The 22,560-nt window shown below is 60.2% G+C and carries 39 protein-coding genes and 2 pseudogenes; 10 read left to right on the top strand and 31 right to left on the bottom strand.

Features of this window, described 5'->3' with window-relative positions:
- Positions 1-41 precede the first annotated feature (41 nt).
- The 14 genes from G1E_RS07395 to G1E_RS07340 form a co-directional block, all read right to left on the bottom strand.
- The gene (locus G1E_RS07395) at positions 42-428 is read right to left on the bottom strand and encodes a DUF3168 domain-containing protein (protein WP_009681823.1); all 387 of its coding nucleotides are present in this window, start codon (positions 426-428) and stop codon (positions 42-44) included.
- On the bottom strand, positions 421-921 hold the full coding sequence (locus tag G1E_RS07390; protein WP_009681824.1) for an HK97 gp10 family phage protein: 501 nt from the start codon (positions 919-921) through the stop codon (positions 421-423). The genes G1E_RS07395 and G1E_RS07390 overlap by 8 nt, the downstream gene beginning before the upstream one ends.
- 3 nt (positions 922-924) lie before the next feature.
- Positions 925-1,095, bottom strand: a complete 171-nt coding sequence (locus G1E_RS28645; RefSeq protein WP_009681825.1) for a hypothetical protein — start codon at positions 1,093-1,095, stop codon at positions 925-927.
- An 8-nt stretch (positions 1,096-1,103) separates the two neighbouring features.
- Complete coding sequence (locus G1E_RS07385; RefSeq protein ID WP_029885586.1) at positions 1,104-1,430, bottom strand: phage head closure protein; 327 nt, start codon at positions 1,428-1,430, stop codon at positions 1,104-1,106.
- On the bottom strand, positions 1,430-1,726 hold the full coding sequence (locus G1E_RS07380) for a head-tail connector protein (protein ID WP_047149730.1): 297 nt from the start codon (positions 1,724-1,726) through the stop codon (positions 1,430-1,432). The genes G1E_RS07385 and G1E_RS07380 overlap by 1 nt, the downstream gene beginning before the upstream one ends.
- Entirely contained in the window at positions 1,727-1,945 is a 219-nt protein-coding gene (locus tag G1E_RS07375; RefSeq protein WP_009681828.1) for a hypothetical protein, read from the bottom strand.
- Between the two features lie 50 nt (positions 1,946-1,995).
- Positions 1,996-3,198 carry a phage major capsid protein gene (locus G1E_RS07370; protein ID WP_009681829.1) on the bottom strand — a complete coding sequence of 401 codons (1,203 nt, stop codon included), beginning with the start codon at positions 3,196-3,198 and terminating at the stop codon, positions 1,996-1,998.
- Positions 3,195-3,836, bottom strand: a complete 642-nt coding sequence (locus G1E_RS07365; RefSeq protein ID WP_009681830.1) for an HK97 family phage prohead protease — start codon at positions 3,834-3,836, stop codon at positions 3,195-3,197. The genes G1E_RS07370 and G1E_RS07365 overlap by 4 nt, the downstream gene beginning before the upstream one ends.
- On the bottom strand, positions 3,823-5,034 hold the full coding sequence (locus G1E_RS07360) for a phage portal protein (RefSeq protein ID WP_009681831.1): 1,212 nt from the start codon (positions 5,032-5,034) through the stop codon (positions 3,823-3,825). The genes G1E_RS07365 and G1E_RS07360 overlap by 14 nt, the downstream gene beginning before the upstream one ends.
- 2 nt (positions 5,035-5,036) lie before the next feature.
- Entirely contained in the window at positions 5,037-6,725 is a 1,689-nt protein-coding gene (locus G1E_RS07355) for a terminase large subunit (RefSeq protein WP_009681832.1), read from the bottom strand.
- The gene (locus G1E_RS07350; protein ID WP_009681833.1) at positions 6,722-7,267 is read right to left on the bottom strand and encodes a terminase small subunit; all 546 of its coding nucleotides are present in this window, start codon (positions 7,265-7,267) and stop codon (positions 6,722-6,724) included. The genes G1E_RS07355 and G1E_RS07350 overlap by 4 nt, the downstream gene beginning before the upstream one ends.
- Before the next feature lie 155 nt (positions 7,268-7,422).
- Positions 7,423-7,758: an HNH endonuclease gene (locus tag G1E_RS07345; protein ID WP_033690115.1), complete on the bottom strand. Its 336-nt coding sequence runs from the start codon at positions 7,756-7,758 to the stop codon at positions 7,423-7,425.
- Entirely contained in the window at positions 7,758-7,916 is a 159-nt protein-coding gene (locus G1E_RS28640; RefSeq protein ID WP_009681835.1) for a hypothetical protein, read from the bottom strand. The genes G1E_RS07345 and G1E_RS28640 overlap by 1 nt, the downstream gene beginning before the upstream one ends.
- Before the next feature lie 49 nt (positions 7,917-7,965).
- A complete protein-coding gene (locus tag G1E_RS07340; protein ID WP_009681836.1) occupies positions 7,966-8,298 on the bottom strand; it encodes a phage holin, lambda family in 333 nt (110 codons plus the stop codon).
- Between the two features lie 161 nt (positions 8,299-8,459).
- Here G1E_RS07340 and G1E_RS07335 point away from each other — a divergent pair, with 161 nt between their 5' ends.
- On the top strand, positions 8,460-8,786 hold the full coding sequence (locus G1E_RS07335; RefSeq protein ID WP_009681837.1) for a hypothetical protein: 327 nt from the start codon (positions 8,460-8,462) through the stop codon (positions 8,784-8,786).
- A 104-nt stretch (positions 8,787-8,890) separates the two neighbouring features.
- Here the strand turns inward: G1E_RS07335 and G1E_RS07330 are convergent, their stop codons facing one another.
- The 13 genes from G1E_RS07330 to G1E_RS07270 all read right to left on the bottom strand — a co-directional run bounded on the left by G1E_RS07330 (position 8,891) and on the right by G1E_RS07270 (position 16,317).
- Positions 8,891-9,265 carry an antiterminator Q family protein gene (locus G1E_RS07330; RefSeq protein WP_009681838.1) on the bottom strand — a complete coding sequence of 125 codons (375 nt, stop codon included), beginning with the start codon at positions 9,263-9,265 and terminating at the stop codon, positions 8,891-8,893.
- On the bottom strand, positions 9,262-9,549 hold the full coding sequence (locus G1E_RS07325) for a hypothetical protein (protein ID WP_009681839.1): 288 nt from the start codon (positions 9,547-9,549) through the stop codon (positions 9,262-9,264). Before G1E_RS07325 ends, G1E_RS07330 begins: the two co-directional genes overlap by 4 nt.
- Positions 9,542-10,876: a site-specific integrase gene (locus tag G1E_RS07320; RefSeq protein ID WP_009681840.1), complete on the bottom strand. Its 1,335-nt coding sequence runs from the start codon at positions 10,874-10,876 to the stop codon at positions 9,542-9,544. The genes G1E_RS07325 and G1E_RS07320 overlap by 8 nt, the downstream gene beginning before the upstream one ends.
- The gene (locus G1E_RS07315) at positions 10,873-11,217 is read right to left on the bottom strand and encodes a Lar family restriction alleviation protein (RefSeq protein ID WP_009681841.1); all 345 of its coding nucleotides are present in this window, start codon (positions 11,215-11,217) and stop codon (positions 10,873-10,875) included. The genes G1E_RS07320 and G1E_RS07315 overlap by 4 nt, the downstream gene beginning before the upstream one ends.
- On the bottom strand, positions 11,214-12,596 hold the full coding sequence (locus tag G1E_RS07310; protein ID WP_009681842.1) for a DnaB-like helicase C-terminal domain-containing protein: 1,383 nt from the start codon (positions 12,594-12,596) through the stop codon (positions 11,214-11,216). Before G1E_RS07310 ends, G1E_RS07315 begins: the two co-directional genes overlap by 4 nt.
- The gene (locus G1E_RS07305) at positions 12,593-13,393 is read right to left on the bottom strand and encodes an ATP-binding protein (RefSeq protein WP_009681843.1); all 801 of its coding nucleotides are present in this window, start codon (positions 13,391-13,393) and stop codon (positions 12,593-12,595) included. Before G1E_RS07305 ends, G1E_RS07310 begins: the two co-directional genes overlap by 4 nt.
- Entirely contained in the window at positions 13,374-14,171 is a 798-nt protein-coding gene (locus G1E_RS07300) for a helix-turn-helix domain-containing protein (protein WP_009681844.1), read from the bottom strand. The genes G1E_RS07305 and G1E_RS07300 overlap by 20 nt, the downstream gene beginning before the upstream one ends.
- A gap of 4 nt (positions 14,172-14,175) precedes the next feature.
- On the bottom strand, positions 14,176-14,406 hold the full coding sequence (locus tag G1E_RS07295; RefSeq protein ID WP_009681845.1) for a hypothetical protein: 231 nt from the start codon (positions 14,404-14,406) through the stop codon (positions 14,176-14,178).
- A complete protein-coding gene (locus tag G1E_RS07290; RefSeq protein WP_009681846.1) occupies positions 14,403-14,999 on the bottom strand; it encodes a hypothetical protein in 597 nt (198 codons plus the stop codon). Before G1E_RS07290 ends, G1E_RS07295 begins: the two co-directional genes overlap by 4 nt.
- Positions 14,996-15,292: a hypothetical protein gene (locus tag G1E_RS07285; RefSeq protein ID WP_009681847.1), complete on the bottom strand. Its 297-nt coding sequence runs from the start codon at positions 15,290-15,292 to the stop codon at positions 14,996-14,998. Before G1E_RS07285 ends, G1E_RS07290 begins: the two co-directional genes overlap by 4 nt.
- On the bottom strand, positions 15,289-15,522 hold the full coding sequence (locus G1E_RS07280) for a hypothetical protein (protein ID WP_009681848.1): 234 nt from the start codon (positions 15,520-15,522) through the stop codon (positions 15,289-15,291). Before G1E_RS07280 ends, G1E_RS07285 begins: the two co-directional genes overlap by 4 nt.
- An 8-nt stretch (positions 15,523-15,530) precedes the next feature.
- A complete protein-coding gene (locus tag G1E_RS07275; protein ID WP_009681849.1) occupies positions 15,531-15,881 on the bottom strand; it encodes a hypothetical protein in 351 nt (116 codons plus the stop codon).
- Between the two features lie 139 nt (positions 15,882-16,020).
- Positions 16,021-16,317, bottom strand: a complete 297-nt coding sequence (locus tag G1E_RS07270) for a Cro/CI family transcriptional regulator (protein WP_009681850.1) — start codon at positions 16,315-16,317, stop codon at positions 16,021-16,023.
- A 91-nt stretch (positions 16,318-16,408) separates the two neighbouring features.
- Here G1E_RS07270 and G1E_RS07265 point away from each other — a divergent pair, with 91 nt between their 5' ends.
- Positions 16,409-17,239: an XRE family transcriptional regulator gene (locus G1E_RS07265; protein WP_009681851.1), complete on the top strand. Its 831-nt coding sequence runs from the start codon at positions 16,409-16,411 to the stop codon at positions 17,237-17,239.
- 35 nt (positions 17,240-17,274) lie between these two features.
- Here G1E_RS07265 and G1E_RS07260 read toward each other — a convergent pair whose 3' ends face one another.
- On the bottom strand, positions 17,275-17,592 hold the full coding sequence (locus G1E_RS07260) for a DUF1654 domain-containing protein (RefSeq protein WP_009681852.1): 318 nt from the start codon (positions 17,590-17,592) through the stop codon (positions 17,275-17,277).
- A 157-nt stretch (positions 17,593-17,749) separates the two neighbouring features.
- Between G1E_RS07260 and G1E_RS07255 the strand changes: the two genes are divergently transcribed.
- The 8 genes and pseudogenes from G1E_RS07255 (at position 17,750) to G1E_RS07225 (ending at position 20,358) form a co-directional block, all read left to right on the top strand.
- Positions 17,750-18,139 (top strand): LuxR C-terminal-related transcriptional regulator, encoded by a 390-nt coding sequence (locus G1E_RS07255; protein ID WP_009681853.1) that lies wholly within the window; start codon positions 17,750-17,752, stop codon positions 18,137-18,139.
- A 107-nt stretch (positions 18,140-18,246) separates the two neighbouring features.
- Positions 18,247-18,684: a tellurite resistance TerB family protein gene (locus G1E_RS07250; RefSeq protein ID WP_009681854.1), complete on the top strand. Its 438-nt coding sequence runs from the start codon at positions 18,247-18,249 to the stop codon at positions 18,682-18,684.
- Positions 18,681-18,884 (top strand): hypothetical protein, encoded by a 204-nt coding sequence (locus G1E_RS07245; RefSeq protein WP_009681855.1) that lies wholly within the window; start codon positions 18,681-18,683, stop codon positions 18,882-18,884. The genes G1E_RS07250 and G1E_RS07245 overlap by 4 nt, the downstream gene beginning before the upstream one ends.
- Before the next feature lie 45 nt (positions 18,885-18,929).
- Positions 18,930-19,103, top strand: a pseudogene (csrA, locus tag G1E_RS29295) (carbon storage regulator CsrA); the annotation flags it as partial.
- A gap of 130 nt (positions 19,104-19,233) precedes the next feature.
- Positions 19,234-19,569, top strand: a complete 336-nt coding sequence (locus G1E_RS07235) for a hypothetical protein (protein WP_009681857.1) — start codon at positions 19,234-19,236, stop codon at positions 19,567-19,569.
- Positions 19,566-19,709 (top strand): hypothetical protein, encoded by a 144-nt coding sequence (locus G1E_RS28635; protein WP_009681858.1) that lies wholly within the window; start codon positions 19,566-19,568, stop codon positions 19,707-19,709. The genes G1E_RS07235 and G1E_RS28635 overlap by 4 nt, the downstream gene beginning before the upstream one ends.
- A 26-nt stretch (positions 19,710-19,735) precedes the next feature.
- Positions 19,736-20,113: a hypothetical protein gene (locus tag G1E_RS07230; protein ID WP_256220433.1), complete on the top strand. Its 378-nt coding sequence runs from the start codon at positions 19,736-19,738 to the stop codon at positions 20,111-20,113.
- Entirely contained in the window at positions 20,110-20,358 is a 249-nt protein-coding gene (locus tag G1E_RS07225; protein ID WP_009681860.1) for an AlpA family transcriptional regulator, read from the top strand. The genes G1E_RS07230 and G1E_RS07225 overlap by 4 nt, the downstream gene beginning before the upstream one ends.
- On the opposite strand, the gene G1E_RS07220 is transcribed toward G1E_RS07225, so the two are convergent.
- From G1E_RS07220 to G1E_RS30155, 3 genes and pseudogenes are all read right to left on the bottom strand, one after another.
- Complete coding sequence (locus G1E_RS07220) at positions 20,359-21,003, bottom strand: RloB family protein (RefSeq protein ID WP_033690116.1); 645 nt, start codon at positions 21,001-21,003, stop codon at positions 20,359-20,361.
- Positions 20,993-22,267: an ATP/GTP-binding protein gene (locus G1E_RS07215; RefSeq protein WP_009681862.1), complete on the bottom strand. Its 1,275-nt coding sequence runs from the start codon at positions 22,265-22,267 to the stop codon at positions 20,993-20,995. The genes G1E_RS07220 and G1E_RS07215 overlap by 11 nt, the downstream gene beginning before the upstream one ends.
- A 137-nt stretch (positions 22,268-22,404) precedes the next feature.
- A pseudogene (locus G1E_RS30155) lies at positions 22,405-22,560 on the bottom strand (site-specific integrase); the annotation flags it as partial.

Here is a 22,560-nt window from a genome sequence, read left to right as displayed (position 1 = left end):
AAGGCACATTGGATAAAGCCGCAGCGCGGCCGGTGGTTGAATCAGTGGGTGGTGATGACGCGAACCGTGATCGAGCCCTGGTAGGTAACGCCGTCAGCATCCCGCTGGGCGTCCGACTGGATGACGCGTACCGATACAGCGCGGCCAACCTCCAGCGGCAGCGGGCGCTCGTCCAGGGCGGCGATCACCTCGCCGTTGATGCGCTTCACTTCGGCCTGGCCGACAGCATCAGACCAGACGGACAGGTACAGCAGGCGCGTTTCGCGCTTGCGGCCCGAGATCGGGCTGTTGTTGACCGAAACTTCTCGATCTATGGACACATATGGCATTTCCGCATTCAAGGGCGCACCGTCGTAGATCGGGCAACTCACCTCCGCCTGAAGCCTGGCGAAGATGGCCTCTTGTAGGGCCAGGGATGGATCAGTCATTGCCTACTCCCTGGCTTGCCTTGCGGAGCGTTCGACGCACCGCCGTCTCGATATCAGCCATGACGTACTCCCGGTTTACGTCGATGGAGGGGCGTAGCCAGGGATGCGCCGGCCTGGCCGGAATATCCGGGTATTTGCCGAAGAAGTGTTCGCCATCGCTCTTGTTGGTTGCGCGGCGGTTCCGGCTCCCTGCGCGCTTGCCGCCGATGTAGCCCTTGGTTCCGTACTCGATGAAGCGCAGGTAGAAGAACTTTCGATTGTCGCGCTTTCCTCGAATGCCGATCTGCGCATCCAGCCCGCTGGGCGCGACGTAGATCTTCAGCGCGGCGGCCGCTGCTCCCGTGTCCTTGGGCATCAGCTGTTGCTGGGTGGCCAGAACCCGCTCAGCGGCCTGGCGCATCGCCGGGGCCAACTCGTTGTCCATCGTCTTGTGGATGTTGCGCAGCGTCCGCCGGAGGCGGATGTCGCCGCGCATCTTCGAGCGGCGCGCCATGACCTACTCCTTGGCTGGTTCGGCCTTTGCTGGCTTGACGGCCTTGTCGACCACGGCCTCAGCGTAGCCTCGAGCAATCAGGCCTTCGCCCTGCTCCTTGGTCACCTCGAACTCTTCGCCCTTCTCGCGCTCACCAGATGCGCCCGTCAGCGGGCCCAGTGCACGAATTTTCATGGTTCACCTCATGGGTTGGGGACGCTGGAGCACAGCAGCCGCAGCATGTCCCGTTCGTTGTTGAGCAATGCGGCCTCGACCTTGTAGGTGATGCCGGTGCGCTTTTCGGTGACCCGCCAGCCGGCGGCGATATCCTTTCGCGGCCGGATGCGGATCTCGGCGGTGACAGTCGCCTGCAGCTGCTCCGCCACGGGCATGACCCGTCCGGTGGGCATCGTGACCTCGGCCCACACCTCAGCTGTCGCCGGCCAGGTCTCCTTGAAGCCGCCGGTGCTGTTCTGCTCACGCACGACCTGGGCCAGAATGCAGCGGTGCCTCATTGGTCCGGCTCTCATCAGAATCGCTTCCTGTACCAGAGCAGGCGGTCAACAGCGAGCGGCACGGAAGTGAGCCCGCCCGCGGCCACTGCCTCCCGGTTGGCGTACCAATGCCCCACCAGCAGCAAGATGGCCTGCTGCACGTCCCCGGTGAGCCCCATCTGCTCTGGCTCAATGGGTTCGCCCTCGACCAGCTTCCGGTCGCAGTGCTGCTCGACGTGCGCCTTGGCGGCTTCGATGTAGCCGCCAATCAACGGGTCTTCCTCGTCGCCGTCGACCCGCAGGTGCATTTTCACGGTGGCCAGGTCGATCATTTACTTGGTCTCTTTCGGGGCCGCGGGCTTGGCTTCCTTGGGCTTGATTACCTTCGGCTTGCCGTTGGCATCCAGCTCAACGGCAAGGCCTTTGCCCAGCAGCGTGTGGGCATACTCGTCATCGGCCTTCTCGAATTCCTGGCCACGCTTGACCTTGGCCGAGTCGGCGCCCAGCAATTCAGCGTTGCCGACGAAACCCCACAGAGCTTTGATGTGCATACTGCCTCCTGAAACAAAGAGGCCGGCGATGTGCAGGCCTTGAAGAATGGTTAAGCGGCGACCGGGAAGTTGCCCTTGACCAGGGCTTCCTTGCGGCGCACGCCCAGACCCAGACGCTCCTCGACCAGCAGCGCGACCTCGTTGCGGATGAACTGGTCGTTGATCAGGCCCATCTTGAACTCGTAGGCCATGCGGTCGAACAGCGTGGTCGAACGGGCGAAGTTGGCCACCAGGAACTCGCCGCCCGCGTCGCCATCACCCTCGTCCATGCTGTCCGAGGTGATCACCGGACGCCCCCACAGGATCGGCGTGACCAGGCCCTGCAGGTTGGCGAACAGGTAGCGGTTCTCGCCGTCTTTCTGCAACTCGATGTTCATCCAGTCCAGCTCGGTCATCACCACGCCGTCGGCCGACATCAGCGACTGCTTGCGCACCTGGTAGATCGCACGACGCACCAGGTCGATGGCCGTGTCGCTCGCCTTGCTCAAGGCGGTGTTGTAGCTGGTGGCCTGGGTCATCAAGCCATTCAGATTCTCGCCGGTACCGTCACCCTTGAGGATCTGCGCCTCCTCCTCGAGCTTGAGGTCGTAGCGCAGCAACTGCTGCAGGTAAGCGAACATCTGCGGCACGTCGGACAGCACCTCGTCGGTGGCCGGCATCCACACCGCGATTTTCTTTACCCGGTCGGTTTCGGTGGTGAAGGTGACGTTGCTGGTCGGCTTCAAACCGCCTTCGGCCACGGGCTTCGCGCCGCGGGTGTGCAGGTTCTCGCGGAAGTAGGTGTAGCTCTGGCCGCTGACCGGGATGGCTGTCAGCAGGTCGCGGATGCGCAGTTCCTGCCGCAGGCCCGGCTGAATGACCGGGTCATAGTTCGGCGCCACGATACCGGCGCTGGTGACCTTCATTTCCTTCATGCTGGCCAGGTCGGACTTGGTGACTTCGATCTTGGCCTGGCTGGAGCCCTTCTGCTGCAGGCTCTTGTAGCTGTCGTCGCCCTTCACCAGGTCGATGAAGCTCTTGCCCTCGCCTGGCTGGCCACGCAGCTTTACACCCTTCTGCTCCAGGTCCACGACCTGGTCGATGACTTTCTGCAGCTCGCCCTTCTGGTCCTCGATCTGCTTCTTCAGATCGCCGGTGATCTGGTTGCCTTTCTCGACCTCGGCCATGGCCGCGTCGTACTTTTTCTGCAAATCGCCGAAGCCGGTCTTCAGTTGCAGCTCCAGGGATTCCTTGATGTCTTTCACTTCGCTCATGGCGATACTCCGAAATGGTGGGTGAACAGGGTGGAAATTTCTTTCAGCTCATCCACGATCGCCGTGGCCTCGCTGCCGCCGTCACGGCGCAGCGCGGTGTAGCCGAGCGAAGCGACCGCCGCCGCTTCCTTCTGCGAGAGGCCCATGCGTTCGCGCAGGGCCTTCTCGAAAAGTCTGATGTCCGACTTGACGCTGAGGACTTGAGCCTCGGGGTTCATGCCGAACGGTACGAAGGAGGCCTCCCAGAGTTCGGCCTCCTTGATGACGCGCACGCGCCGGCCGGCGCGCTCCTCGAAATCTGCCTTGATGGTGTTGAAGCCGATCGACATGCTGTCGAGGATGTCGGCCTTCATCAGCTCGTAGGCATCACGGGCATAGCTGACGCCCAGGTTGACCTGGCCCTTGAGCAGCAGACCGTGGTCGTCCTGGGTGTAGTCGGCGGCGCCGACCAGCCGGGTCAAGTCGTGATACAGCGCCAGCTTGAGCTTGCCAGCGCGCGTGGCTTTCACCCGGGTAAAGGCGCCGGGCAGGATCACGTCGTCGCCCAGGTCCACGTTGTTGAACACGGCGGCATAGGCCTCGAAGTTGCCCGCCTCGTCCACCGCTTTGAGCTCGATCGGAACCTCAAGAGTCGCCATTGCTTTGCATCTCCCACCGGGTGACCCGGGCATAGTCGCCGCCCAGAGGCGGGTAATTTTCTTTCTCGCGGACCTCGTCGATCGACAGCCAGCCCGAGCCGCCCGAACCGCCGAGCGCCGCCTGGAAGTAGGCGGCCCGGCCGGCGCTGTCCGCACGCAGCAGCCCTTCGACGACGAACTCGACGAAGCGCGTGGTTGTACGGAATAGCTTGTCGTTGAGCTCGTCCTCTACGGCGTCGATGTAGGGCTTCAGGCCGAAGGTGATATACCCGGTGAGCTGCTGCTCAAGGTTCGAACCCATGATCGAGGTCTTGCCGGCGCGGTTGGCCAGCCACAGCGGGACGCCGTAGATGCCCGCCAGGGCTTCTTCCTGGAACTGCTGCGACTCGATGAACTGCGCATCCTTCTGGCTGATGCCGGCCGGGACGATCTTCGGGTTGCCCTGCAGGACGGCCATCTTGCCCATGTCGTCGGCGTCGGCCTTGCGCACGTCGGGAAACTTCTTCATGACCATGGCCTGCTGAGCCTCGGTCAGGAACTGCTCGTAGATGACATAGCCACCGGTGAAGCCACCCTTGCGCATGAATCGCGCCGACCAGCGCTGGCCGGCCTTGGCCAGGCCCATGGTTTCGGCCTGGTGCTCGATTGGCGATAGGCCGGTAATGCCGTCCATGCTGAACAGCTTGAAATGCAGCATGTTCTCCGGCGAGACCGGAAAGCGATCACCCTTGCTGGGCGTCACCATGTAGAGCAGGTCGTCACCGGTGTCGATGCTGACCATCCTTCCATCCAGCGGGATCAGCCCGATGGGGTCGCCATGAACGTTGCGCTCGATCAGGGCGAAGGCGTTGCCACGCAGCGCCATGTTCACGACCACGAACTTCAGGAAATTCAGCCGGGTCATGTACGGGTTGGGTTTGCTCAGCAGCTTCTGCGCCCGATCCTTGCCGTCGACCATTGCCCGGTTGCCGTCCTTGTCGTCGTACAGCTTGAGCGGCAGGCCGCTGAGCGATTCGGACAGGATCTTGACGCAGGACCAGACCATGCTGATCGACAAGGCGGACTTGGTCGTGACCTTGATGCCAGAGGCGGTGGTCTTGCCGCCTACTTCCAGATCCACCTCGACGTAGTCGCCGGTGGTCGGGTCGGTGTAGCCGAAGAACCGCCAGGTGCTCGGGTTGTACCACTTGAATGACATGGTCAGCCTATGAGGTCAAAGAAGCCGTTGTTGAGATAGTTATCCATGCCGCCTTTCGCCTCGGGGTTCAGCGCCATCAGCGTCACCGCGTTGAACAGGGCCATAAGCGGGTCGATCTTTGCCGAGCCGCTGGCCTGCTTGGTGATCAGGATCGAATTGCCACGCGGCTCGACACGGGCGTTGCCGCAGCACCAGGCCATCAATGGCTGGCCACCATGCAGCAGCGTGCCCTCGGCGAGCTTTCGCTCGGCGGTCTTGATCGCCCCGCCCAGGCGCCAGCCCTGCGAAATGCCGTCGATCTTCTCGCGAGGGATTTCGGCAGCCTCCAAGGCGTCGAGAATCGCGCCGACGCCGGCCGGGTCCAGGCCGACCTTGTCCAACAGCCCGGCCTGCTCGACCTGCGCCACCAGCTGGGCCACCTCCTCGATGTCGTCGCCGATGCGCTCGACCAGGGTGAGGTGTCCATCCTTGGCGAAGTCAAGGATCCGCGGGGCCTCACTCTTGCGGCGCTCCAGCACCGAGGGGTGGGCCCAGGCATGGGTCCAGGTCAGCCAGCGGCGAGTGCCCTGCTCGCGGCCTATCGCCGCAAGGCCCAGCAAGTCATCCAGGCCGCCGCCGTCGATGCCGATGTCGATCACCTCGCAGCGCTCGATGAGATCCTCAAGCGTGCGGCATAGCTCCGATGCCTGCTCCTCCCAGAAGTCAGCGCCGGCCCAGCGGTCCGACAGCAGCGCCAGGCCGATCTCGACGTTGAGGTGCTTGGCCAGGAAGCCCCGAAATGACTCTTCCCCGTCCATCTGGGCTTGGGCATAGCCCCGCTCAATGAACGGCTCATCAACAGAAAGCCCCAAGTTGGGGTTGGTGATGTAGGCGTTGGAGAAGTCCCGATGCGCCCCAGCGTCGAGCATCGCTTTCGGGAACTCGTACAGCACCGGCAGGAACGATTTATCGACAATCTCACCGTCTCGAACCTTGCGGGCGTACAGCAGTTTCTGCCGGAACACGCCAGCAGGCGGCGCATCGGACTGGGTTGTTGCCCAGATGATGAAGCCCTCAGGCCGAGAGGCCAGGCCACCTGTTGCTTCCCGAAGCATCGCCTCGGCGTTGGCGCGCTTGCCAAAAACCCACAGTTCATCGACGAACACGCCGATGGCCTTCTTGCCTGACACCGTCTCGCTGTCAGCAGCAACCACCTTGAGGGTGGCGTTAGTTTGCCGGTGGGTCACAGTGCGCAGGTGATCCTGCACTTTGAGCAAGGCGTCCAGTTCCTCATCCGCCCGCACCATGTCGCGGATTGGAATGTAGGAGTTGTCAGCGATCTCCTTGGTCGGCGCCAGGATGATGAACTCACCCGAAGGGCGCCAGTTTAAGATCAACGCGGTCAGCATGATGCCTGCGGCGATCGTGGACTTGCCGTTTTTCTTACTGATAAGCAGCATGAACTCGCTGACCAGGCGCCGGCCCTCATCAGGGTCATAGGCCCCGAAGATGGCGGCCACGAACTGGTTGACCCAGTCGCGCACTGTCTCCGACATCAGCGGGCTACCGGTGGCATCCACCATGCGGAGCGCACCAAACACATCCAGGGCTTCCTCGGCCTCGGTCGGAAACAGCGGCTTGAAGGGAATCAGACTTTTGCGCGCAACGATGCGCTGCTCCCAGTCGGGGCATGCAGTTGTCCATTCCTTCATTTCACCGACCTCAGCGGCCCGCGCCGGGCGCCAAACTTGCCAGTCGATGCCTGTTCAGCTTTTGCCTGGGCCTGATCCTTCTTGCCGCTCTCCCCTTTGCGAGGATGCACGAACGGCATCAGTGCCTTGGCCGCATCAACACGCAGCTTCGGCTCCGACTCCAGGTCGTTCATCACCGACAGTAGGAAGTCCTTCGGGTCGCGGTGCAGCAACGCCTGCATGAGGTCGAAGCCGGCAGGCTCCGGCTCGGTTTGCTTGTCCTTCCCGGCGGCGGGTTCGGTTGCCGACTCAGCCTTCGTCGATGGATCCGTCGCAGGCTTAGCTTTAACATGCGCTTTAACATCTGCTTTAACATCTGGCGGCATCAGGCCCAGGGCGCGAAGCTTGGCCAACTCGGCCGCCACGTCCTTGTCCTTCACCAGCCGAGACCCCGCCGAAGACGCGGTTTTCTCGGAATAGCCAGCCGCCACAGCAGCGTCCCGATTGGACGCACCTTCCCTCAGCGCGGCGATGAAAGCGCGCTTGCGGGATGTTAAAGCCATTTAACAAAAATCCTGTGGGGGAAAAAAATCTGTACGTGGGGTCGGTGGCGGTCTAGCTAAGTGAGAATGGCTATATTTTGACCACCCCCGGTGTTTGTGGCACGCCACTGACGTGCAGTCGTGCATTCTGCAATGTCGCCCGCGCCGCCGCGGCCTCAGCCCAGCCCTGCAGCCTCCTCGGCCTGCTTGACCGAGTCGTGGCAGGGCTTGCACAGCGACTGCCAGTTGCTCTGGTCCCAGAACAGCGTCATGTCGCCGCGGTGCGGGGTGACGTGGTCCACCACGGTGGCTGCGGTGGTGCGACCGAACCTGGCGCAGTAGACGCAAAGCGGGTGGTCGAGCAGGTGGCGCTCGCGGGCCTTCTGCCACTTGTAGTTGTACCCGCGCTGTGAGCTGGTCTTGCCGCAGCGCCAACTGCTGGGGTTCACGACCTTGACCCTGGAGCCTGTGCCATCCGCAAGTCTCGGCGTGATCGTCTTGAGCCTGGCCATCAGCGCACCTCGGTCACGATGCCGCGCTCTATCCAGCGCATGACGCGAGCCAAGTTCGGTGCGCGACCGGTGATGTGGGACATGGCCATGACGCCGGCCAGGTAGTACTTCAGCCACCAGCGATGGCGGCAGACGATCGTTGCTATCATGCGGACCATTCAGCCTCCTCGCGCCACGAAACGGCGCGCTCTGATTTTGTGACGCGGATTACTCGGGCTTGCGGCTTGGCAGCTTGAAGTCGGTAACGCGATCAGCAATCGCCCGAACTTTCTCCACCCCAAGAAGGCCAACCCACCCACCAACGAAGGCAGCCATGCTCTGTGGCAGCCCGAAGAACTCGAAGCCGCTGATGATCGTCAGGGTCAGTCCGCCGCAGATGGCTCCCTCCACCAGCATCTGCCGGCGAGTGCCGCCACCGTAGGTGATGCGCAGTACAGCCATGGCGCAGGACAGACCGGCCGCGTATAGCAGGGGCGAGTGCTGGCTCAGCCACGCAAGAGCAATCGCCCAAGTGTCTGGTTTGTCTGGCATGTTGGACATCCGGATTCCTCCCTTGCGGGAAGCAGAAAAAGAAAAGGCCCGCCGTTATGGCGAGCCCTTGAATGGGTGCGGAGGGCTGGTGCTTACAGGCCCTAAGTAAATCAACGTGATATGTTTCGTTGGTCGCACTGGGCGGCTATTTCATCTTGCGAGGAGCAAGCATGACCAACATCGAAAAATTTGACGAGATCGCCAGCAAGCTGCTGAGCTATCTGGGTGCTACGTTCCCTCTTCCCGCCAATGTTGGCCTTGGTTCGCTGGGGCTCAAGGAGTCAGTGAAAGGGGTGAGTGACCCTGTTACCGAGACAACCACTGGTGGGGAGCCAGAAACGGAAGACGAAAAATATTTCCTCCCAACTGTCGCCTGGCTTGAACAAGCTGGTTACATCCAGAAAAGCAAAGCCGGCCATCGCAATGGCTTGGTTTTGACAGAAGCAGGGTTAGACCTGCTTGGGATCGCGCCCTCCGCACTTACCCGCCAGGGATAAATGCAAAACCCCGGCTGAATGGCCGGGGTTCCTCTGTGTCGCGTTGCTTGCAAGCTGGACACGCTGCTATGAAAACAGGTGTTTATCCGTCCGGAAAGAACTTTTTACGCAGCTTCGCGAAATTGTTCCAAGAACGAGTCAACCCAGGCCACTCCCTGCTTGACGATCTCGCGGGCTGATCGCTCGGACATCCTGGACATTTCGCCGATTCGAACCATCGTCCACTTCGATCCGAAGTACAGCCAAACGAAGTCACCCATTTGCTGATTGCGCTGGGTGAGCTTGGCCACCGCCGAGTCGATCACCAGGGCGGCGTCATCGGTCAGGCTGTACTCGGTCCCACCACCAGCTGTCGCTGCAGTTATCGAAGGGGAGACATACCGCGGCACTCCCATCCCATCCATTCGCCAACTACCCCATTGCTCGAGCAGCCATTCGGTATCCCCCAGCGGCTTGTCCATGTAGGTGCGTTTCTTCATGCAGCCCTCCGGGGCGTTGGGTCGGTGTCCAGGCCGAACAGCTCGCACAGCAGCTTGTAGGCATGTTTGTTCTTTGCGCCGCCTTGGATGATCCAAGCCTTGGCGAATTGCTCGAAGCCTTGGTTTGCCCGGGAGCCGTGCCAGTCGGAAACGATATCCATCAAGGCTGCCGAGGCGATCCGGCCGTTCTCCTGGTCCAGCAACAGACGGTTACCTTGCTTCAGAAATTCCCGCTCGACCGGGGTAAGGCTCTTGCGCGGCAGGGCCGCAGTGACGCTACTCATGGCCATCTCCTGACTTGGATTCTTGATTGAACATCCTCCCTTGGGATGGATGCTGTGAGGTGCTGCAACCCGCGCCGTTAGTTGCGTCTGGGGTTGCAGGCTCGGTTTTGTGTCCCGGCAATGTCTCGGTGTGAATGGCGGCGAATCCCTGTTCGTCGAGGTGCTTGTGCCAGGCCTCCAGCGCCTGACGCTTCAGGCCCTCGGCCGTGGTGTGGATGTAGGTGGCATCCAGATCCTTCATCGCGTGGTTCAGCAGCAGCTCGCCCACCATGTAGTCCACCCCAAGGTCGGTCCATGCCGTTCGAGCCACCTTGCGCAGGTCATGGCTCGACCATTCGCCTTTGGCCAGATCGGTGAACAAGGTATTGGCCTTGCTCGGGCTCAGCGGTGCGCCGTGGCTGCCCGGGAACAGCAGCGGCCCGGTGTAGCCCTGGGCGATCTGCAGGCCCTGGTACCGGCGCAGCAGCGCGCAGGCCTGGACCGTCAGCGGCAGCGTGTGCTCCGCCTTGGTCTTGGTGTCGTCGGCCGGGATGAACCAGCGCCCCGCGTCGAGGTTGACGTTGCGCCAGCGCGCCAGCCGGGTCTCACCCAGCCGGGAGCCGTGGCACAACATCATCAGGGCCAGCATGCAGCCCGCCGGCTCCACCTCGAAGCGCTCAGCCACCATCACCAAAAGGCCCGGCACATCATCGCCACGCAGGCGCGCCGGCCGGGGCCTGATACGGGTTCGCACGAAGTCGGTGAACTTCAGCGAGGCCATGGGATTGGCTGGCAGCATGTCCAGACGCAGGGCCTGGCGAAACGCGACCGAAAGGACGCCGTAGACCGAGCGCACGAAGGACAGGGCATAGCGCTCCTGCAGCGGCCACATCAGGCGCTGGTCGATCGCCTGCTTGTTGGTCTCGGCCAGCGGCAAGTCACCAAGGCGCGGCACCAGGTGGCGATCAAGCGCTGACTTGGCGCTGGCCTTGCGTTTGGCCGACAGGCCACGGTCACGGTTCATCCGATCGCGGTACCACGCCAGCACATCGCCCACCGTGGCCCAGCTGGTGGTGGTGGACTTGGCGTCGGCATCGGCGGCACGACGAGCCAGGATCGCTGGCAGCGTGGCCAGCATGGTCTTGGTGTTGATGCCCGGGTAATCGCCAGCCTTGCCCCAGCGCCCACGCACCACGACGTGCCAGGCGCCGCGGGAACGGTCCACAGTCGAGAAACGGAACCGCAACTCCCGGTGGCGGGTGTCGCGCAGCTGGAAGACCTCACCAGCAGCGTGCCGGCGGATCTCCGCGTCACTGAGGGTAACGGTGAGGGTCTTGGTGTCGCTCATGCGTCCCTCCTCGGCCATAGGTTCAGGCCCTTCTGATCGCCAGCGTCATAGCAGGCGCGGGCCTTCGCGTGGCGGTTGTTCCAGCTCTCGACAGCGATCCGCATCACATCCGCCACCTGCAGGTCATACAGGCGCTCGAACGTGCCCAGGTTCAGCGTGTCGATGTTCGGCCCCTGCGCGCCGCAGTCGTGGCACCAGACGTGCGCCGAGACCATCGGGAACTCGTCAGAGGGGTCGAAGGTGTGACCCTCAGAAATTTCGGTACCGGCTTCATCCTTGGCCGTGATGCAGGGCGGCCCTTCGCAGAATGGGCATGGCGCCATCTTGATTGGCTCGGTCACAGGTCGGCCCCCTTGTAGCGCTGGGCGTAGCTGCCACGCCCAGCCTCGACCTCATCATCGCTGGGCAGCGAACCGGCGTAGGTGGCGAACCGGCCATACTGCCCCTCCTGCTGGACGATGCAGCTGCCAACCCGCGCATGGCGACACTTGGTCATCAGGATCTCCGTGAGACCGTTCTGGCCCTCCTCCGTATCCATGTCGCGATGCACCATCAGGATGCAGCTGGCGTCGGCCTCGATCTCACCAGAGTCGCGCAGGTCGCTGGATTGGGGCTTCTTCCCAGGGCGCTTGGTTGAGTCACGGTTCAGCTGGGCCAGCTCAATGACCGGGATGGCCATTTCCTTGGCCAGCTGCAGCAGGGCCTTGCTGATCTTGCCCACTTCCTCGGTACGAGATCGGCCACCACGCTCGCTGCGCACCAGGGTCAGGTAGTCGACCACGATGCCGGCCAGTCCGTGCTCGCGCTGGCACTGCCGAGCCGTGGCGCGAATAGTGGACGGCGTCTGCACCGGGTCGTCACAGACGAAGAGCGGGGCTTCCAGGGCCAATCCTACGGCACCGCTCATCCTGGCCCAGTCGTCTTCGCGCATCTGGGCCGGGTTATCCAGCTTGTGCAGAGCCACCCCTCCAAGCGAGGCGATAGCGCGCAGCCCCAGTTCTTCGCCGGGCATTTCGATGGAGAACACCAGCCACGGCTTCCGCTCCTTGACGGCGTTGTGCTGTGCGATCTGCAGGGCCAGGGTGGTCTTGCCACTGCCCGGCAGGCCGGCGATTACGGTCACCTTCTTCGGGCGAAGGCCTTGGACCAGCTCATCCAGCTTTTCGAGCCCCGTGGAGGGCCACTTCGGCACCACCCCTCGATGCTTTTCATCCACCAGGTCGGCGGCATCTCCCATCCATTGATCCAGCCGCTTGTAACCCTTGGCCTCGCCATCAAGGTTGCGCAGGTCTGCCATGGCCTGCTGGGCAGCGGCGATTACTTCGCCGGTAGGTGCCCCTGCCTGCACCATTTCCTGCGCGCCGCCTGCCACGTCAAGAATGCGCCGAATCACGCCCCATTCCTTGACATGCTTAGCGTATGCCTTCCAGTTGGCCAGAGAAGGCACCTTGCAGGCCAGCTCAGCGGCATAGGCCATGACGTTGTCGCCACCCGGGAGCAGCCGTTGAACTGCCCCTAAGGTCACCGGATCGATGGGCATGGCTTGCTCGCGGCACTCCAGCATGGCCTCGAACAGGGCCGCATTGTCGGCGTGATAGAAGTCGGCCGAGGTCATCTGGCCGAGCATGTCCTCGACCAGGCCTTCGTCTTGCTGCAGCGAAGCGTGAATGACCGCACCAAGCACCCCGTGCTCAGCCTCGTCGCTGTAGAGAGCCCTCATGCCGCAGCCCTCTTCGATTCCCAAGTGAACCCGACTTGCTGCCCGCCGTTCTGACGCAATCGGTCAAGGGCGCGATCGCCGATGTAGGATTTGAGGCCGTCAGCGTTCAAGTTGCTGATCACCACAGTCGGCAGCACGGACTGATACCGGCGGTCGATGATGCTGTGCAGCAGGCCCAGCTCGTACCCGCTGCCCTTCTGCGCACCGATCTCATCGATCACCAGCAGGTCCAGGCCGCCAAGATGGACTGCCACGTCACGGTCGGTGTAGCCCGAGCCGGGCACCATGGAAGCGCGGGCAATGCTCACAATGTCCCCGGCCGGGATGATCAGCGCACGGCATTGATCGGCCACCACCGTACGGACGATAGCGCTGGCCAGGTGAGTCTTACCGCAACCGACGTTGCCGGTCAGCAGCAGGGAGCGGCCCGCCCGGAAATTGGCCGGGAACTGCTCGGCATAGGCCTGGCACTTGGCCAGAGCCCTGTGCTGCGGCTCCGTCTCGGCGCGGTAGCTGTCGAAGGTGGCGCCGGCAAAGCGCGGGGTTATCCCGGCAGCGATCAGCGCTTCGCTGGCTTTCTCGACCTTGTGCTGGGCAGTGGCCAGGGCGCGTTCTGCCGAGTCGCGGGGGCTGGTATGCAAGGCCTCCCAAGCGCAGCGCTTGCAGCCACGCGCCAGCATCGAGCCGTCCAACTGCTCGACTTCGCTCATATCGACGCGACCATGCACCGGGCACTCGCCGGAGAAGATGCGCTTGGCCGGGGTACGGTGAAACAGATCAGAAATTTGGGCGGCCATCGTGGCTCTCCTGGTACATGTCATCGGTGTGCTGAGGGAGGTTGTTGAATGCGCCAGGCCGGCCTGGCCGTGCGCCAGCGTTTGCCGTCGCCTCTGGGTAAACATCGGTCCAGCAACTGACGGTGGACTTGTCGAGGACCGCATCAGCGTTCTGGTGCCCTTCCAGCTTCTTGGCAATCAGGTCACAAGCGCGCCTGGTCAGCGGTGCACGCTTTGCCTTGCGCATCTCGCAGAAGTCGGCCCAAGCGCGATCAGAGCAGTTCTCCGGCTTGGCCATCAGAGGGTCAAAGGATTCCTTTGCCCTCCGCTTCCCTTTGCCATCACCTGAGGCGTCTGCGCCTTCTTTACGGTTATGGGTGGTTAATTGGTGGTTAATTGATGGTTCGGGTGCATGCTGTGCACCTCGTTCTGTCGTGGCGTGCACCCCGTTATGTTCTGGCGTGCACCCCGGTACGTCTTGGCGTGCACCGGGTGCATGCTGTGCACCCCGCTCCATGGCGATGTCGTAGCACACCGGAATGCGATCGCGCTGGGTGATGTAGGCAGCGGGAATAGCTTGGTTGCCCCGGCGGATCGCCCCCTTCTGCTCTAGGTCTCGAAGCCGATACTGGACAGTGCGAGGGCTCAGGCCGGTATCGACTGCAAGACGAGCCACCGAAGGGAACGCGGCGCGCCCATCCTGATCGGCATAGTTGGCCAGGCACAGCAGGACGTGCCGGGCATGCGGCTCGCCAACCTCCTGCTGTTCTAGGGCCCAGGTCATTGCTTGAACGCTCATCGGTTCAAATCTCCAACTCAGCGGTCACCCGCCGGACAAACTGGTCGTAGCTCTCGGCCATCTGGAACCCCTGAAGCTCCAGCGCCTCGCGATAAGCCTTCGCGCTTCCGTACAGCACCCAACGCTCGCGCTCTGGCAGGTCCCGGAATGCGGCGTAGCTTGGCCAAGGGCCGGTGATGATCGACGCGACAGCGCCCTGCGGGAGCGCCTGGGCATGGTTTGGGGGCGTGGTCATTGGAGGGTCTCCGATGAGGGACCGGTGATGGCCGGAAGAGAAGCACTCACATCCTGCGCAGCACTGCCAGCAAGCCGGGAGATCAGTTGGCTGTATACGTTCAAGGCGTCAACCGAGTGGGCTCTCGCCAGGTCCAGCTCAACCAAGTGAGGGCAGTTTCCGTTGATGAGCTCACCGACACGCCTGATGTAGTTGAATCCAGCCTGCGCCAGCTCCAGATCGGCCAGGCCGGCAAAAGCAGACGCGGGCAACGGCTTGAGCTCAGGCGGGCGGATAGGGATTGGTAGAGAACTGATCACCTCTCCTGCCAACAGCGCCTGGCGCTGCTTCTCCAGGTGATCAGCAGAAACATTTTGCACGGCATAGCCAGTTCGCCTACGGAAGAGCACCGCCAGCGCCATGCATGCCTCAATGAGGCTGATGTGCGTTTCGTCGCGCTCATGGATCTTGACGCCCTCCTCCACCACCTCGATGGCGTTGGCGACGGTCTCGAAGCACGTCATCAGCAGGGCAGCATCGGCGAACTTCTCGAAGAAGGCTTCATCGATCACCTCAGCTGCGGGGGCGGCGGGGAAATTGATAACGCTGCTCATGCTGCACCTCCCACATCCTTTGCATCATGGAAGGCAGCTGCGTTGCGGTGAGGCCACATAAAGTTTCGCGTGTCGAAAACGACACGTTCAAACAGGCGTTCAAGTTCGCCGGCTACAGGGTTGTCGAATCCGCCGAGCGAGGGCACGACATGCGCCCAGTACAAGGCTTTGATCAACTTGAATGATTCGCGCGCTTCGTTAAAACGCGCGATATCCGCTGCGGTGAGGGTCACGTCGTGGACGATCTCACCATGCAAGCCATCTGGCTGACACACCGGGACAATCTGGTTCATTGGGGGATCTCCAAGTCCGTAGCCATCTGACAAAACTCACGGTGAGCCGCCCAGGCGATTACTCGCATGGAACGGATGATGCCGTCCTCGCCGCGTTCGCCGATCATTGCTGGGTGTTCGCCTGGGCCGCTGTCCTTGAAACCGCCGTTGTGCTCAAGCACCTCGGCGAGGATCGCCAGCAGCTCAAGCCCCTCCTCTATGCACTTGGCGGGGGAAGAAAACCTGGTCATGGGATGGCTCATTCCGACACCCCCGCGCCACGAATCGGAGATACAAGGTTTTGTGGCGCGAAGTCTTCGGCCTGCTCGACAGATCCAACCCCGGAGTCGATCAGCGCTCTCGCTTGGCCAACCAATGCGCGGATCGCAAAGGCCAAGTTACAGCTTGCATTGACCTGGACGAGCTGGCCGAGCAGGTCTTCTGCTGCGCTCAGATTGGCACTTGCAAAGTTGAACGCCTCAGAGCAACTGATCCCAGGCACCGTCGAGAAGAAGTACTCGCCCCCGTTCTGGTTGAATTTAGTCGCCATGGTCACAAGCGGGCCCGCTTGCGTTGGCGGTGCCTCGGTGGTATTTTTTGGGTGCGACATATCGCCGTCTCCTAATCAAAGACGTTTCAAGAAGGTCCCCGGCAAGGGACCGGATCTAAAGAACCCGCCGGCAAGCGGGTTTTTTGTTGCCTGCTGAAAAGTCAGCCGGACAACAAAAACTGAGCGGCGTGGGTGCTCATCAGCTGGCCAGCGCCGTACTGGATGAATTCACAGCAGATTCGTTGGGCTGCGCGTGATGGCTTCTTGCTGCTACCTTTTGTTCCAAGGTCGGAAGCGATTCCGCCAGCGATGGACGAATGCACGAAGCGGCGAAACGCCCATGAGTTTTGGCCTGAATGATCAGCGCCATATCAGCAGAGCAGCCATGGACGCCGCGCACCCAACCGCTGACAGTGCCTTGCGTCACGCCTAGCGCTTTCGCTGTTGCCACCTGGCCGCCAAAAAACTTGACCAGGTCATTGAAGATTTCATTCATGGGCTTAACGCCGAATAGAGGTATGCCTTTACTGTATTTTAGAGGCATACCTTTTTGCAAGGAAAAAGGCTAACCATTAGATTGGTGCGTTATGGAACTTAAAGATCGACTCAAACACGCCCGCCGCCTGAAAGGGCTTACCCAGACCGAGCTGGCCGAAAGGGCTGGCATCGCGCAAGCCTCAATCTCGGAAATCGAGAGAGGGCTCTCCCGATCCAGCAGCCACCTGGTGAAGATCGCCCAGATCTGCGGGGTTGACGCGCTATGGTTGGCGGAGGGAGTGGGTAGCATTCCCGCCCCAACCGAGCCAGGTTACGCTCTCGTCGGTGAGGAGATACAGAAGCTCTCGGCTGCGGACATGGTCAGGCAGATGCTGGCAAAAACGGGCTCGGGCCTGTCGGAAGAGGCGCGCAATCGTCTACTCCAAGCTGCCGAAGAGACCGATTCCCCCCCTGGCGACGGCTCTGCAAAGGTAGGCGCTAGCCGTGGCTCCGCTGGCGATATGATCCGAATCGCACATTACGACGTGCGGGGTGCAATGGGTAGCGGCCAGGTGACGCACGACTACCCGGAAATGCTCCGAGATGTACGCGTCAGCCTGCGGCACCTGCGAGAGCTGGGGCTGGACTTCAAGGAGCCGCACCACCTGAAACTCGTCACGGGGTGGGGGCAGTCTATGGCCCCAACGATCAAAGACCGAGATCCGCTGATCGTCGACGTAACCGTTCGAGAGTTCGTGGGGGATGGTGTGTACTTCATATCCTGGGGTGGCCATGAGTACATCAAGCGACTGCAGGTCGCGGACGATGAGCACTTCGAGATGATCTCCGACAACCCCAAACATAAGGATCGGATGATCCGCAAAGAAGAGACCTACATCCAGGCAAAGGTCCTGTACGTCTGGAATGGCAACCTGCTCTAGCGCGCCGAGTCAGGGCTCAGCGCGCATATGCGGCCTCAAAACGGGGCGGCGACCTCCTCTTCGGCTTCTGCCCCCTCCATCGTCAAGGTGGAGGTCTGCTCTTCATCGGCCTCCCACTGAAGCGTCACGCTTCCATCATCGCTGAAGGTCATTTCTATTCCTGGGGTTTCGGCGATCATGCTCATGACCTCCTCCCAATTCTGATCACTATCAGTATCAAGCTGGTGAATTGTGACCCACCTCTGGGTCTGAGCTATCGGGTGGTTGATCATCGAAGAGACTCTCAAGACCAAACGTTCCATGCCTGTCATCTCTGTACGCTGCTCTGCCGCTTGTTTTTTTTGCTTGGCCACACCCACCCCCTGATTACTGTATATCCATACAGCAAAGGGTAACCAAGTGAGGATGCATGAGGGAAGCGCCGCCAAGAAATAAAGGTATACCTGTTGACAGGCGGATAAAGGGAAACCATTATCCACCCCATCAACTCACTCGCACGGAGCGAAGCACATGAACGCACTGACTTTCGGGAACTGGACTGGCAGCCTTGGGCTGGGCTTGGCGGAGCGAGAGCTCCAGTGCGTCATGGCTGTGGCATGCGGGCTGACAAGTAAAGAGGCCGCACGGGAACTAGGTATAGCCAAGGACACCATCGACAAGCGATTACTTGCCGCCAGCACTAAGCTCGGCGTCATCAAGCGTGCCCAGCTTGTGGCTGAAGCAATGCGCCGCGGACTGATCTCCCCGATGATTGTTGCTCTGTGTGCCATCCTCGTCGGCCACTCTGTCGCTAGCACTGATGAATTCACCCGCATCCGCCGCGGTGGCAACAGTGGCGAAAGAAAGATTGAAACCCGTGTAGCAAACCGGCGCGCCGAATGCGCCTTGGCGGTGGCGTGACGCTCCCCGCCTGACTTGATCCAACCCTGATTTTTGCGAAAGCCAACAAACGCGGCAGGTCCCCGGCTTGCCTGATGAAAGCTCCACCAACCCAAGAGGAAAGACCCATGTTCGGTATTGGAAAGAAACTGTTCGGCGCCAAGCGCGCAGTCAAGAAGCTGGAAAACCGTGACCTGATGCAAGCCATCGTTGGTGGCTGCCTGCTGGTGGCGGCGGCTGACGGCGAGATCAGCAAGAACGAAGCTGCTCAGATCGACATCCAGATCCGGGCAAACAAGAACCTGGAGCACTTCGGCCAAGAGATCACCGCCACCGTGAACCTCTTCACCGAACAACTGCAGGCCGGCTTCCGCCTGGGGCGCATGAACATCATGCGGGAGATCGCGGACATCAAGAACAACCCTCTCGATGCCGAGGAGGTGTTCGTGAACATGATCACCGTTTCCGAGGGCGACGGAAACATCAGTCCCGAAGAACTCAAGGTCCTGGCAGAGGTTGGCGTGCAGCTGGGCTTGCGCCCCAAAGACTTCGGTATCGAGGTTTGAAGCGCAAGCACATAGGCCTGGGCGCGGTTGTAGGGCTTGCCCTGTGCGCGCTCGCAATCGCCGCTGTTGTGAACTGGGGGTCGTGCCAATGGTACGGCTACCAGACCGAGCGGCACACCAAGTTCGCGCCCTACGTCGGCTGCATGGTGAAAACCACCGGCGGCTGGGTACCACGCAACGAGCTGCGCACAACGCAGTGAATTGAAGGGCGGCAATCGCCGCCCTCCCCTACAAGGAGTTTGACCATGTTGATCCTCACCCGTCGCGTAGGCGAAGCCATCAAGATCGCCGACGACATCACCGTAGTTGTGCTGGGCGTCAAAGGGAGCCAGGTTCGTCTCGGCATCAAGGCACCGCAAGGCGTGGCTGTCGACCGCAAGGAAATTGCCGAGCGTAAAGCAGCAGGTCTGCCCAAGCCACAGGCGCCAGCACCGAGTGCCGAGCTTCCCGAGCCTGAACCGCTCTATGGAAATCGCACCGAGGCCGAATGGCGCCAGCTCCTGCAGGATGAAGCCGAGGAACAAGCCGCACGCGGAACGGAGAGCGGCCATGAAGCAGCCTGAACGCATCACGCTTGTGCTGCGGGCCAGCGAAGCCGCGCCACTCTCGAACATCCTGCCTTTCACCAAGCTGGGTGATCTGGTCTCAGCTGGCCGAGGGCTGGCAGTAATCGCCGGCGCAAGCGAGGGTGATCTGCAGGCCAAGCTGGCAGAGCGTGAGGGCCAGCTGCAGGAGGCCGACGTGCTACTGCGGGAGGCGATCGCCTATATCAACGACGACCCGGTCAACGTCGAATACAGCAAAAAACTCCTCGCTCGGATCGACAAGCTTCTTGATCGTGACCAGGCGCAGCAGACGGAAAAGCCTCGGGAGCAGGAGCCATGAGCCAGGCCGGCCTGCTTCTGCTGCTGTGGGACGCCCTGCAGCAACGCGAAACCACTTTTGGGCAGGTGCTGGATCTGTCCGCTGCCTGTGGTCTGGACGGTCGCTTGGTGCTGGCCGATCACTTTCGGGGGCGCTCATGAAGGGCCAGCACGTAAGCGAGGCCGCCATGACGATCATCGAGTCGATGGGGCTGCGGCGCGGACGCGGCCAAGTCAACTCAGTGGTTTCTCGCTCGGCAGCCAGGCAGCCGCACACAGAAGCGGGCGAGCCATCCCCCCGACTGGCACCAGCGGAGTTGAAAGCATACGGACCGATCAACCGCTTCATGTATCTGGAGGCACGAAACTGGGCGATCGATCTGGTGGGCACGCTACGGGGATCGCCAGCAGAACTGGTTATTGAGCGTTTGGCTGGGGCTGCGGCAGGCAGGCCAGGCAGCTATGTGGCGGGCATTCAGTCTGTGATCGTGGAGTTGAAGGCGGCTGTTGCGACAGGTGATGCCGAAAACGAGAACCTGACGAGTCAGGCCGGGAGGAAGGAATGAGCGAAGAGACCGAGGTGCTGACGGTGGAGGGCCTGGCCAGGCTGCTGGGCCGCACCGAGGCGTCGATCAGGGAGGGGATTCGCCGTGGCGTGCCATGGCTGCCCAAGAGCTTCAAGATGGGCAACCGGCACTGCTGGCTCAAAGAAGACGTGCGCAAGTTCCTGCGCGAGTTTCGAGATGGCGAGCACAAAAAGCCGAGGCCGGGGCGAAAACGGAAAGAACCGCCATCGCTCCGCATTGCCTGATTAAGCTTTCAGGGTCATCATCGCTTCTACGACTACGTGAACCTCAGTAGACGGATTGGTGTTACCGGTAGCTTGAGCGACTTTATGTACTTTTTTAGAGTTATCAATCGCCGTAGCCAGCTTGTCTTTATACCTAGCCCAAACCCCAGGCTTGCCTTTCATGTAAACCTTATCTAGCTTGCGTAATGCACTCTCAACGACCTCGCCAATAGACTTGGTGGAGGTGGCACGGAAGGATGTCTGATGCAGGAGATGGTGCAACATGAGCCAAAACTCGAAACATGGCGATGACACTATGGCTATAAAAGGCTTTCCTCGCGCCTCTATTAGCTTCATCGCGCGATCGAGATTAGAGTGAGAATCCGTGTCCACTACGCAATAGACCCTGTCGTAAGCCCCTGCCTCATCATCGAATATCTTTTCGGCGTATCTGACAACAGAGACCGGATCGGACCCACACTCTTTACCGCAAATTCGAATATTTGCAGTTTTCAATCGCTGATCATGCCTCAGTTCTGTAAAATAATGCGGCTCCGTCTTAGACCCCTCACACACAATCAAAAGCCTCATTCCCGGCGGCTTTTTACCTGGTTTTCGCTCGTAAGACTTTGCTTTACGCTTATGATGAAGATTATCAGTGCCCAATTGTTAAGTCCTTTACAAAAGGAATGCCACCATAGCGACCTCCAAGATATCCTTTCTCTAAGGCTTCGTCATCACGCACGGAGTAATCAGATAGCGGGGTTAAAACACTGGCTTGCTGATCACTCTTTTCAATCATCCATACTTGATCGCGACGCAAAATTCCTTTATGCCCTAGAATAGAGGTATCGTGAGTTGTGAAAACCATCTGAACTGGCTTGCCCGCATTATGAAGAATACGAATTAGCTGATGAACAACAAGAGGGTGCAGGCTGCTATCCAACTCATCAACAAACAGAACACGGGACCTGCTTACCACATCAATCCAAGGCCCGGAAAAGTTAAACAAGGCTTTCGTACCCGCCGAGATTTCATCATCAGCGAACTCAATCAACTCCCCATCATCTACAGATTTCAAATAGAACTTTGCCTCAGCAAATTCTTTTCCAGACATATTTTTGATTACTTCCTCCTTGAGCCCAGGGGGCATATCGGAGGGAACCAATGCAGGATCAAACTTGATTTTGTCAATTTTAATATCTGCAATAAATAGGTCAGCAGCAGAAAGAAATTCTAGAATAGCTGATTTTCTTTCCTCGAAATGCTTCATTGTATAACTAGCAGAAAGAATACTCGGATCAAGCGTGGCGATACGACTTTTAAACCAGTTGAACGGCGACTGCAGCTGCTCGCAATTGAGCTGTACAGCGGTCGACAAAAACAGAGCATTTTGTCTAGTACTATTTTTCCAGTCAGTACGCCGTCTCCCTCCGAGGAAATTCTTCCCCCAGACATAATGGTAAGAGACCGCGTCATCATTATAGTAACGAGTATACATTCGCTGAGCCCTACCTTTTGGATAGGCATACAGCCATTCAGCGGTCACTCGCTCTGAGTTGGCGCAGAACCCAAACTCGTAGCGCACCCCTTCCTCAAAGAATGCAACATCGAACTGGGAATCTCCTTTTCGAGTCTCAGCAGACAGCTTAAAAGGTACTACAGCTACTAGATCGCCAGCTTGGCTTTCATTAGAGGAGGTGCAGACGAAATTATCAACAAATTCCATAGCTTCAACAAGCGTCGACTTACCCGAAGCGTTAGGCCCATAGATAACAGCGCTTTTCAGCAGCCGAGGAAAGCTCTCCTCTGACTCAACTTCAAATGTATTTTCATCTACTAATTCCTTGTAGTAGTTGGAAGCGACCATGCTAAGCGTTTGACGCTCACGGATTGACTTGAAGTTGGTGACGCTGAACTCGATGAGCATTTTGCTCCTTTCCCTCTCAAACTGGCTATTTTTGCGGACTTTCCGCAAAAACTAAGCTTAGCGGTGGGTTTTACGCTATGGAGTGTTTTTTTTCAAGGGGAGCAGGATGAGTAACCTGTAGAGGTGTTGGTTAGCGTCTAGCCGAGTTTTTCTGCGAGGTCCTGCGGGCTGAGGTGCGTGTAGCGCTTGAGCATCGCCAGGGTCTTGTGACCCGTGATACTCGCGACCTCCATCATGGTGAAGCCGCGCTCGAAGAAACGACTAGTCGCCTCATGTTCTACTAGCATCAAGGT

Source organism: Pseudomonas sp. TJI-51, from assembly GCF_000190455.2.
Classification (GTDB): Bacteria; Pseudomonadota; Gammaproteobacteria; order Pseudomonadales; family Pseudomonadaceae; genus Aquipseudomonas; species Aquipseudomonas juntendi.
Note: the sequence above shows the minus strand (reverse complement) of the source record. Positions and strands in the feature narration are given on the sequence as shown.

Bases quoted from the DNA above. Each gene is read 5' to 3' on its own strand.
- G1E_RS07395 (WP_009681823.1), bottom strand. From the start codon at position 428: ATGACTGATCCATCCCTGGCCCTACAAGAGGCCATCTTCGCCAGGCTT.
- G1E_RS07390 (WP_009681824.1), bottom strand. From the start codon at position 921: ATGGCGCGCCGCTCGAAGATGCGCGGCGACATCCGCCTCCGGCGGACG.
- G1E_RS28645 (WP_009681825.1), bottom strand. From the start codon at position 1,095: ATGAAAATTCGTGCACTGGGCCCGCTGACGGGCGCATCTGGTGAGCGC.
- G1E_RS07385 (WP_029885586.1), bottom strand. From the start codon at position 1,430: ATGAGAGCCGGACCAATGAGGCACCGCTGCATTCTGGCCCAGGTCGTG.
- G1E_RS07380 (WP_047149730.1), bottom strand. From the start codon at position 1,726: ATGATCGACCTGGCCACCGTGAAAATGCACCTGCGGGTCGACGGCGAC.
- G1E_RS07375 (WP_009681828.1), bottom strand. From the start codon at position 1,945: ATGCACATCAAAGCTCTGTGGGGTTTCGTCGGCAACGCTGAATTGCTG.
- G1E_RS07370 (WP_009681829.1), bottom strand. From the start codon at position 3,198: ATGAGCGAAGTGAAAGACATCAAGGAATCCCTGGAGCTGCAACTGAAG.
- G1E_RS07365 (WP_009681830.1), bottom strand. From the start codon at position 3,836: ATGGCGACTCTTGAGGTTCCGATCGAGCTCAAAGCGGTGGACGAGGCG.
- G1E_RS07360 (WP_009681831.1), bottom strand. From the start codon at position 5,034: ATGTCATTCAAGTGGTACAACCCGAGCACCTGGCGGTTCTTCGGCTAC.
- G1E_RS07355 (WP_009681832.1), bottom strand. From the start codon at position 6,725: ATGAAGGAATGGACAACTGCATGCCCCGACTGGGAGCAGCGCATCGTT.
- G1E_RS07350 (WP_009681833.1), bottom strand. From the start codon at position 7,267: ATGGCTTTAACATCCCGCAAGCGCGCTTTCATCGCCGCGCTGAGGGAA.
- G1E_RS07345 (WP_033690115.1), bottom strand. From the start codon at position 7,758: ATGGCCAGGCTCAAGACGATCACGCCGAGACTTGCGGATGGCACAGGC.
- G1E_RS28640 (WP_009681835.1), bottom strand. From the start codon at position 7,916: ATGGTCCGCATGATAGCAACGATCGTCTGCCGCCATCGCTGGTGGCTG.
- G1E_RS07340 (WP_009681836.1), bottom strand. From the start codon at position 8,298: ATGTCCAACATGCCAGACAAACCAGACACTTGGGCGATTGCTCTTGCG.
- G1E_RS07335 (WP_009681837.1), top strand. From the start codon at position 8,460: ATGACCAACATCGAAAAATTTGACGAGATCGCCAGCAAGCTGCTGAGC.
- G1E_RS07330 (WP_009681838.1), bottom strand. From the start codon at position 9,265: ATGAAGAAACGCACCTACATGGACAAGCCGCTGGGGGATACCGAATGG.
- G1E_RS07325 (WP_009681839.1), bottom strand. From the start codon at position 9,549: ATGAGTAGCGTCACTGCGGCCCTGCCGCGCAAGAGCCTTACCCCGGTC.
- G1E_RS07320 (WP_009681840.1), bottom strand. From the start codon at position 10,876: ATGAGCGACACCAAGACCCTCACCGTTACCCTCAGTGACGCGGAGATC.
- G1E_RS07310 (WP_009681842.1), bottom strand. From the start codon at position 12,596: ATGAGGGCTCTCTACAGCGACGAGGCTGAGCACGGGGTGCTTGGTGCG.
- G1E_RS07305 (WP_009681843.1), bottom strand. From the start codon at position 13,393: ATGGCCGCCCAAATTTCTGATCTGTTTCACCGTACCCCGGCCAAGCGC.
- G1E_RS07300 (WP_009681844.1), bottom strand. From the start codon at position 14,171: ATGAGCGTTCAAGCAATGACCTGGGCCCTAGAACAGCAGGAGGTTGGC.
- G1E_RS07295 (WP_009681845.1), bottom strand. From the start codon at position 14,406: ATGACCACGCCCCCAAACCATGCCCAGGCGCTCCCGCAGGGCGCTGTC.
- G1E_RS07290 (WP_009681846.1), bottom strand. From the start codon at position 14,999: ATGAGCAGCGTTATCAATTTCCCCGCCGCCCCCGCAGCTGAGGTGATC.
- G1E_RS07285 (WP_009681847.1), bottom strand. From the start codon at position 15,292: ATGAACCAGATTGTCCCGGTGTGTCAGCCAGATGGCTTGCATGGTGAG.
- G1E_RS07280 (WP_009681848.1), bottom strand. From the start codon at position 15,522: ATGACCAGGTTTTCTTCCCCCGCCAAGTGCATAGAGGAGGGGCTTGAG.
- G1E_RS07275 (WP_009681849.1), bottom strand. From the start codon at position 15,881: ATGTCGCACCCAAAAAATACCACCGAGGCACCGCCAACGCAAGCGGGC.
- G1E_RS07270 (WP_009681850.1), bottom strand. From the start codon at position 16,317: ATGAATGAAATCTTCAATGACCTGGTCAAGTTTTTTGGCGGCCAGGTG.
- G1E_RS07265 (WP_009681851.1), top strand. From the start codon at position 16,409: ATGGAACTTAAAGATCGACTCAAACACGCCCGCCGCCTGAAAGGGCTT.
- G1E_RS07255 (WP_009681853.1), top strand. From the start codon at position 17,750: ATGAACGCACTGACTTTCGGGAACTGGACTGGCAGCCTTGGGCTGGGC.
- G1E_RS07250 (WP_009681854.1), top strand. From the start codon at position 18,247: ATGTTCGGTATTGGAAAGAAACTGTTCGGCGCCAAGCGCGCAGTCAAG.
- G1E_RS07235 (WP_009681857.1), top strand. From the start codon at position 19,234: ATGAAGCAGCCTGAACGCATCACGCTTGTGCTGCGGGCCAGCGAAGCC.
- G1E_RS28635 (WP_009681858.1), top strand. From the start codon at position 19,566: ATGAGCCAGGCCGGCCTGCTTCTGCTGCTGTGGGACGCCCTGCAGCAA.
- G1E_RS07230 (WP_256220433.1), top strand. From the start codon at position 19,736: ATGACGATCATCGAGTCGATGGGGCTGCGGCGCGGACGCGGCCAAGTC.
- G1E_RS07225 (WP_009681860.1), top strand. From the start codon at position 20,110: ATGAGCGAAGAGACCGAGGTGCTGACGGTGGAGGGCCTGGCCAGGCTG.
- G1E_RS07215 (WP_009681862.1), bottom strand. From the start codon at position 22,267: ATGCTCATCGAGTTCAGCGTCACCAACTTCAAGTCAATCCGTGAGCGT.